Annotated in this window: 9 protein-coding genes; 8 read left to right on the top strand and 1 reads right to left on the bottom strand. The window is 69.8% G+C overall.

Going from position 1 to position 7,137, the window contains the following annotated elements:
- The coding region (locus tag CF8_RS22340) for a hypothetical protein (RefSeq protein ID WP_442937095.1) at positions 1-419 on the bottom strand (419 nt) is incomplete at its 3' end.
- A gap of 151 nt (positions 420-570) precedes the next feature.
- Between CF8_RS22340 and phnC the strand changes: the two genes are divergently transcribed.
- From phnC to CF8_RS04595, 8 genes are all read left to right on the top strand, one after another.
- Positions 571-1,344 carry a phosphonate ABC transporter ATP-binding protein gene (gene phnC / locus CF8_RS04560; protein ID WP_036490234.1) on the top strand — a complete coding sequence of 258 codons (774 nt, stop codon included), beginning with the start codon at positions 571-573 and terminating at the stop codon, positions 1,342-1,344.
- Between the two features lie 60 nt (positions 1,345-1,404).
- A complete protein-coding gene (phnD, locus tag CF8_RS04565) occupies positions 1,405-2,304 on the top strand; it encodes a phosphate/phosphite/phosphonate ABC transporter substrate-binding protein (protein WP_010831967.1) in 900 nt (299 codons plus the stop codon).
- A 35-nt stretch (positions 2,305-2,339) separates the two neighbouring features.
- Positions 2,340-3,134 (top strand): phosphonate ABC transporter, permease protein PhnE, encoded by a 795-nt coding sequence (gene phnE, locus CF8_RS04570; protein WP_084623002.1) that lies wholly within the window; start codon positions 2,340-2,342, stop codon positions 3,132-3,134.
- Positions 3,131-4,168: a phosphonate dehydrogenase gene (locus tag CF8_RS04575; RefSeq protein WP_010831969.1), complete on the top strand. Its 1,038-nt coding sequence runs from the start codon at positions 3,131-3,133 to the stop codon at positions 4,166-4,168. The genes phnE and CF8_RS04575 overlap by 4 nt, the downstream gene beginning before the upstream one ends.
- Positions 4,165-4,923 (top strand): GntR family transcriptional regulator, encoded by a 759-nt coding sequence (locus CF8_RS04580; RefSeq protein ID WP_010831970.1) that lies wholly within the window; start codon positions 4,165-4,167, stop codon positions 4,921-4,923. Before CF8_RS04575 ends, CF8_RS04580 begins: the two co-directional genes overlap by 4 nt.
- Positions 4,924-5,315: 392 nt before the next feature.
- Positions 5,316-5,594 carry a hypothetical protein gene (locus CF8_RS04585; protein WP_010831971.1) on the top strand — a complete coding sequence of 93 codons (279 nt, stop codon included), beginning with the start codon at positions 5,316-5,318 and terminating at the stop codon, positions 5,592-5,594.
- Positions 5,594-6,448: a type II secretion system F family protein gene (locus tag CF8_RS04590; protein WP_010831972.1), complete on the top strand. Its 855-nt coding sequence runs from the start codon at positions 5,594-5,596 to the stop codon at positions 6,446-6,448. The genes CF8_RS04585 and CF8_RS04590 overlap by 1 nt, the downstream gene beginning before the upstream one ends.
- The coding region (locus CF8_RS04595) for a type II secretion system F family protein (protein WP_036490237.1) at positions 6,445-7,137 on the top strand (693 nt) is incomplete at its 3' end. The genes CF8_RS04590 and CF8_RS04595, both read left to right, overlap by 4 nt.

Raw genomic sequence — 7,137 nt, forward strand, 5'->3', positions numbered from 1 at the left:
ACGCTGCTACCAACGTCCTGGCCGGGTACAGCTAGGTCGCTGGCGTCTGGGGAGCCGATGGGCATGCCGACGATCGATCGCTGCTGGAAAGCCAAGCCGTGGAAGCAGGTAGTCACGCCGGCGGCGCGCAACCGTGCCCCGGCCGAGGCGAGGGCAAAGGAGGCGTCGAGGGTCGTGCCGGGGCGCGGACGCACCTCCCTCGCCAGCACATCGCTGTGTACGTCGATCAGCCCCGGCAGTAGCGCCGCCCCGCGACCGTTCAGGTCGCAGCTCGCGCCTGCACGATGCGGGCCCACCTCGGCGATGCGCCCCTCGCGCACGACCACCCGTGCATCGTCGACCAGCCGGTCGGGCAGGACGGCGACCACATGCCCGATGACGTAGTTGGTGGGGATGAGGGACGGTGTCCATGCGGTCATGGGGTGAGCGTCGCTGGACGACGTGGCCGGCGGGTGAACGAACCCAATCGGTGGCGGCGCGTTCATCCAATGTTCAGCCAAGGCGTCGTGCTGGTTCGCAACTCCTCTATAGGAATTGGTGCATGAGACAGATTCCTCTAGAGGAGTGCAGATGCTGGAGCTGACCGACGTGAGCAAGACCTATCGGGGTGGGGTACAGGCGCTCCGCCGCACTGACCTGGTCATCCAGCCCGGTAAGGTGACCGTGCTCCTCGGGCCCTCGGGGGCCGGCAAGTCCACGATCCTGCGCTGCATGAACCTCTTGGTGCAGCCGTCGACGGGGACGGTGCGCGTCGAAGGCCTGCCGGCGCTCGCCGCTCGCCGCTCCCTGCGCGAGCACCGCCGACTCACCGGAATGGTGTTCCAGCACCATCAGCTGATCCTGCGCTACACGGCGCTCCGCAACGTGCTGCTCGGCCGCGTGGGCTACCAGCGCCTGTGGAGCGTGCTGGTGCCACCGAACAAGACTGACCTCCGAATCTCCCTCGACGCCCTCGACCAGGTGGGTCTGCTCGGCAAGGCACTCGATCGCGCCGATAGCCTCAGCGGTGGGCAGCAGCAGCGGGTCGGCATCGCCCGGGCGCTGGCCCAGCAGCCGCGGTTGATCCTCGCCGACGAGCCGGTCGCCAGCCTTGACCCCGCCACCGCGCGCCGCGTGATGCAACTGCTGCACCGCGTGTGCCAGGAGAACGGCATCACCCTCGTCGCCAGCCTGCACCAGGTCGATCTGGCCCTGGAGCACGCCGATCGAATCATCGGCCTCGCCCACGGCGAGGTTGTCTACGACGGGCCCGCCGCTGACGTCTCCGATGCCGACCTGCGACTCATCTACGAAGGCACCCCTGCCCCCACTCACGAAGACCAGCTCGCCGCCGCCGCCCGCTAGTGGTCATCTCCGTCTCGGCCAGCTCATTCCCACCCGTACCCCGACAGCCAGGAGCTCCCCATGTCCCACCAACGCCGCCTGCCCACCGTCACGCTCACGCTGATCGCGCTCACGCTCACGCTGGGGAGCTGTGGCTCCAGCTCCAAGGCAGCGGAGGGCGAGGTGCCCGAAACCCTGCGCGTTGCCCTGTTGCCCGACGAGAACGCCTCGGCAGTGATCAAGAACAACGAACCTCTCCAGGCCTACCTCGAGGACGAGCTCGGCGTGAAAGTGGAACTGGTGGTCACCACCGACTACTCCTCGATGATCGAGGCGATGGCTCGCGGTCGGCTCGAGCTCGGGTACTTCGGTCCACTGTCCTACGTGCTCGCCCAGGAGAAGTCCGACATCGAGCCCTTCGCCGCGTTACAGGAGGTGGCGGGCGAAGAGCCCACATACCAGTCGGTGTTCATCGCGGGCGCCGACTCAGGCATCGAGAGCCTCGCCGACGTCGGCGGCAAGACCGTTGCCTGGGGTGACCCGGCGAGCACCTCCAGCCACCTGATCCCCAAGGCGATGCTCGCCGAGGACGCCGACCTCAGCGTCGACGACGGTGACTACGAGGAGCAGCACGTCGGCGCCCACGACGCGGTCGCACTCGCCGTCCAGAACGGAAACGCCGACGCCGGCGGACTGAGCCTGCCCATCTACGAACGAATGATCGAGGACGGCATCATCGACCCGAATAAGGTCGTCACCGTCCAGGAGTCCGACCCCTACTACAACTACCCGTGGACGATGCAGGCGAGCCTGCCGGACGAGTTCAAGGAGAAGGTTCGGGCGGCGTTCCTAGAGCTCGAGGACGAGTCGGTGCTCGAGCCGTTCGAGGCGGCCGGGTTCGAGCCGGTCACCGACGCCGACTACGACGCCGTCCGCGAGCTCGCGCCGCTGCTCGGCGTCGACCTCGCCGACTTCCAGTGAGCATCGAAGTGCTGCCGCCGCAGGAGCAGGCGGCAATGCGAGACTACGGGGCCCTCACCGGCACATTGAGGCGCTCGTGGGGTCACCGCGCATGCGAGCTCGCGGTGGTCGTGGCACTGGTGCTCGTGTGCGCCCACTTCGTCGGGCTGCTCGACGGGCAGCGCATGGCCACCGGGCTCGCCGACATCGTCGACCTGCTGGGCGACATGTGGCCGCCCGACTTCAGCAACCTCAGCACCTGGTGGGGCCCGCTCTTCGACTCGCTGTCGATGAGCATCGCCGCCACCGCGCTTGCCGTGCTGTTGTCGGTGCCACTTGCCCTGCTGGGCGCGCGCAACACTTCTCCGCACCCGGCGGTGTACTGGGTCGCCCGGATGGTGCTGAACACGCTGCGCTCGGTGCCCGAGCTCATCATGGCGATCGTGTTCGTCGCGGCAGTCGGCTTCGGCGCTCTGCCGGGAGCCCTCGCGCTGGGCATCCACTCTGCCGGCATGGTCGGAAAGTTCTTCGCCGAGGCGATCGAGCATGCGGACCAGGCTCCGGTGGAGGCTGCCCGCGCCGTGGGCTCTACGCCGGCGCAGGCGCTTGTGCACGGCGTACTTCCTCAGGTCCTGCCCCAGTTGGCGGACGTGACGATCTACCGCTGGGAGTTCAACTTCCGGGCGTCAGTGGTGGTGGGGGTGGTCGGTGCCGGTGGCATCGGGTTCGAACTGATCGCCGCACTGCGCACGCTCAACTACCAGGAGGTGTCCGCCATCCTGCTCGTCATTCTGGCCACGGTCACCGTGGTCGATGCTCTGGGCGGCTGGCTGCGTAGGAGGTTCGCATGACGACCGAGAACTCACGACCGGTCGTAGTGCTGACTCACCGGGTGCACGACGAGCTGCTCGACCTGCTCGGCCGCGAGTGCGACGTGGTGTCCAATCAGACCGAGGAGAGCCTGTCCGCGAAGGAACTGCGGCGTCGGGCCGCGGACGCCGACGCGCTGATGGCGTTCATGCCCGACCGGATCGACGCGGCGTTCCTCGACGGATGCCCGCGGCTGCGCATCGTGGCCGGCGCGCTCAAGGGCTACGACAACATCGACGTCGGCGCCTGCACAGCGCGCGGGGTCTGGCTGACCCGGGTGGAGGATGCTCTCACCGAGCCCACCGCTGAGCTTGCGTTGGGCCTGTTGGTCGGGCTGGCGCGCAACATCGGCCCCGGCGACCGACGACTACGCGACGGGCTCTCCGGGTGGCGACCCGCCTTGTACGGGCGCACCCTGATCGGGTCGACCATTGGCATCGTCGGCGCCGGTGCCGTGGGCCGCGCGGTTGCCCGGCTGCTCGTCGGGTTCTCCGCGCGCGTCGTCTACAGCGATCCCAATCCGGTGCCCGCCGCAGACGCTGAGCTGCTGGGCCTCGAGCAGGTGCCGCTCGAGGAGCTACTGCGCACCAGTGACGCCGTCGTCGTGTGCGCGCCCTTACTGCCCGAAACCACCCACCTGCTCGACCGGGTAGCGCTCGCCTCGATGCCTGCCGGCGCTATGCTGGTGAACGTGGGCCGCGGGTCGGTAGTGCACGAGGAGGCGGTGGCCGAGCAGCTGAGGAGTGGCCGCCTGGGCGGATACGCCGCCGACGTGTTCGAGTTCGAGGATCTCTCCCGGGCACACCGCCCTGACGGGCCGCACCCGGAGCTGGTGGACTGCACCGACCGGACGCTGCTCACACCCCACCTCGGCTCCGCCGTGGCGGACAGCCGACTCGCGATCGAGGAGCGGGCTGCACGCTCGATCCTGCAGGCGCTGGCCGGCTGCGTGCCCGACGGAAGCGTCAACGATCCCCACGGCTTGACCGTGTCCGGGGGCTCGCCGGCGATATGATCCTCCCCACCAACAGCGACACTGCTTCGAACAGGACCAACGGTCGAAAGCCGGTGTACCTCGCTGCCGCCGACGCATTGGCCGAACGCATCGTTGACCAGCCCGTCGGCGCCCGACTGCCGTCGGAGGAGGAGCTGGCCCGCGACCTGGGCGTCGGCCGCCTGACGGCGCGGGCCGCGCTCGCTGAGCTGGAGAGCCGCTACCTGGTGCGTCGGCGTCAGGGAAGTGGCACCTTTGTCTCCCAGCGCATCGACTACACGATCTCGCGACACTCGCCGCCCAGCTGGAGCACCAGCGTGCGCAACGCCGGGCTGACACCCGAGATCCGGACCACCGGCTGGCGACTCGAGAAGCCGCCGGCCGAGGTACGACGCCGAATGGGCGTCGGCGCCCGCCGCCAACTGCTCGCCGTTGCACGCGACCGCTACGTGGACGGCGAGCTGGTCGGGTTCGCCGACACCTGGCTCGACCCCGAGCTGGTGCCCGACCTGCCCCAGGTGCTCGCCCCCGGGGGGTCGCTGCACGATGCCTTGGAACAGGGCTACGGGCTGCAGCCCGTGCGCGGCTGGTTCGGCGTTGCCATCGACCCCGCGACACCCGAGGTGGCCGCTCACCTTCGGCTCGGCGGCCGCCCGCCAGTGATCGCCATCCGTAGCCGCACGGACGCCGCGGCCCGCGACCACCGGCCAGTCGAACTGACCGTCTCGTGGCTACGCGTGGATGTGTTCCGTGTCGAGGTCGACTTCGACCCCTGATCCACCCTGGCGTGAAGGGGCGAGGCCGGGGACCGGCTTCGGTCATGGTGACCAGAGTGATGTGGTGGGAGTTTCCTTGGTCGCTGTTGACGACCCAGAGGCCACTCGTGGGTCCGAAGCGTTCGCGCGCAACCACGACCATCACGGGCTCGCGGTCTTCGTCGACGAGTTCCAAGAGGCCCGGAGGGGTCTCTGATTTCGGACCGACACGCCGGCCCCTCCGGATCGACGCCAGGGGACGAGCCCACCTTCACCCCCGAGGAACTGGTGGAGACATCTGAGGGCATCGTCCGGCCGGAGAGGGCCTGACCGACGAGTGGCCACGTCGAGGTAGTGATTCCGTGGATGTGGATCGGCCGTGTGGCCCGCCGAATTTGCACGCTCTCTATCGCATGTTGGCGGGCGAGAACATCTCCGCGCGCTTCGTCGTCCCGACGGTGGCGAGCTCGGTCGACCTCGTCGTGCACCTCGGCATCGACGCCCAGGGTGTCCGCCGGGTCAACGAGATCGTCTCCGTGCCCGGCCGGGTGGAGAACGACATCATCGAGGTCGAGCCCATCTTCGAGCGCGTGGGCGGCGAGCTGCGCCGCGGTGCCGGGATGCCCTCGCGGCTCGAGCGCTTCGAGCGGATCGGCATCGACCTGCACCAGATCCTCAACGGGGTCCACTGATGGGTGCGCTCGTCGGGCTCGGCACCGGCCTGGGCCTGCTGCTGATCTGGTCGGCCTTCTTCGTGCCGCGGACGCCGAAGGAGCCCAGGCCCGGCGGCGGCCGTGGACGCCAGCTGCTGGCCAGGGCCGGGCTCGGTGACGTCTCGGTCGCCAGTCTCGCGGCGTTGTGCGTCGTCTTCGCCGTGGTCGCGTTCGTCGTCATCCAGGCGGTCTCGCGCACCGTGCCGGTGTCCATCACGTTCGCGCTGATGGCGGGCTACACGCCCGTCGCCGTGGTCAAGCAGCGCGCAGCCAAGCGCCAGCGCGAGTTCGCCGAGGTCTGGCCCGACGCCGTCGACAACCTCGCCAGCGCCGTACGCGCCGGACTCTCGCTGCCCGACGCGCTCTCGGCGCTGGGCACCAACGGCCCCGAGCCGTTGCGTGACTCCTTCGACCAGTTCGCGCTCGACTACCAGGTCACCGGCCGCTTCCACGAGTCGCTCGACCGGCTCAAGGTGCGCTTGGCCGACCCCGTCGGCGACCGCGTCGTCGAGGGCCTGCGGATCGCCCGCGAGGTGGGTGGAGGTGAGCTCGGCCGGCTGCTGCGCAACCTCTCGGGCTATCTCCGCGACGAGGCGCGCACCCGCTCCGAGATGGAGTCGCGCCAGGCGTGGACGGTCAACGGCGCCCGGCTGGCCGTGGCCGCGCCCTGGGTCGTCCTGCTGCTGATGTCCTTCCAGTCCGGCTCCGTCACCGCCTACTCGTCCGGCGCGGGCGTCGTGGTGCTCGTGATCGGTGCCGTGCTGTGCCTGACTGCCTACCGGCTGATGATGCGCATCGGCCGGCTGCCCGTCGAGCGACGGATCCTGGCATGAGCGCGTCGCTGTGGGGAGCGGTGCTCGGAGCCGCAGCGGCTGCGGGGGTGCTGCTGATCGCCGCCCGGATCCTGGTGATCCGGCGCCCCCAGCTCGCGCTGCGCGTGCTGCCCTACGTCCGCGACCTGCCGCAGGTCGGGCGCACCCCCAGCCTCAAGGTCACGTCGTCGTCGCCGACGGTCGCGGCGGCCGGCATCTTCGGACCCTTCCTCCGCTCCACCGCCGACCTCGTCGAGAAGGTCCTCGGCGGTGCGACGTCGGTGCGGCGCCGCCTCGAGCGCGCAGCGATCCCCAAGACCGTGCACGAGTTCCGGATCGAGCAGGTGCTGTGGGGGCTCGCCGGCTTCGGGCTGGTGGCCGCATACTCCCTCCTCAAGGCGCTCTCGGGGTCGGTCGCGCCGATCACCTCCTTGCTGCTGTGCGGCCTGGGCTTCGTGCTCGGGGTCATGGCCCGCGACAACCGTCTCAGCTCCCAGGCGACCAACCGCGAGCGACAGATCATCACCGAGTTCCCGACGGTCGCCGAGCTGCTCGCCCTCGCGGTGGCCGCGGGCGAGAGCCCGGTCGCTGCGCTCGATCGTGTCGTACGCCGCAGCGGGGGCGAGCTGTCCGCCGACCTCAGCCGTGTGCTGGCCGACATCCGCACCGGCACCCCCGTCGCGGCCGGCTTCGACCGGCTCCCCCCCCCC

The sequence above is a fragment of the Nocardioides sp. CF8 genome (assembly GCF_000389985.1).
Classification (GTDB): Bacteria; Actinomycetota; Actinomycetes; order Propionibacteriales; family Nocardioidaceae; genus Nocardioides; species Nocardioides allogilvus.

Bases quoted from the DNA above. Each gene is read 5' to 3' on its own strand.
- phnC (WP_036490234.1), top strand. From the start codon at position 571: ATGCTGGAGCTGACCGACGTGAGCAAGACCTATCGGGGTGGGGTACAG.
- phnD (WP_010831967.1), top strand. From the start codon at position 1,405: ATGTCCCACCAACGCCGCCTGCCCACCGTCACGCTCACGCTGATCGCG.
- phnE (WP_084623002.1), top strand. From the start codon at position 2,340: ATGCGAGACTACGGGGCCCTCACCGGCACATTGAGGCGCTCGTGGGGT.
- CF8_RS04575 (WP_010831969.1), top strand. From the start codon at position 3,131: ATGACGACCGAGAACTCACGACCGGTCGTAGTGCTGACTCACCGGGTG.
- CF8_RS04580 (WP_010831970.1), top strand. From the start codon at position 4,165: ATGATCCTCCCCACCAACAGCGACACTGCTTCGAACAGGACCAACGGT.
- CF8_RS04585 (WP_010831971.1), top strand. From the start codon at position 5,316: ATGTTGGCGGGCGAGAACATCTCCGCGCGCTTCGTCGTCCCGACGGTG.
- CF8_RS04590 (WP_010831972.1), top strand. From the start codon at position 5,594: ATGGGTGCGCTCGTCGGGCTCGGCACCGGCCTGGGCCTGCTGCTGATC.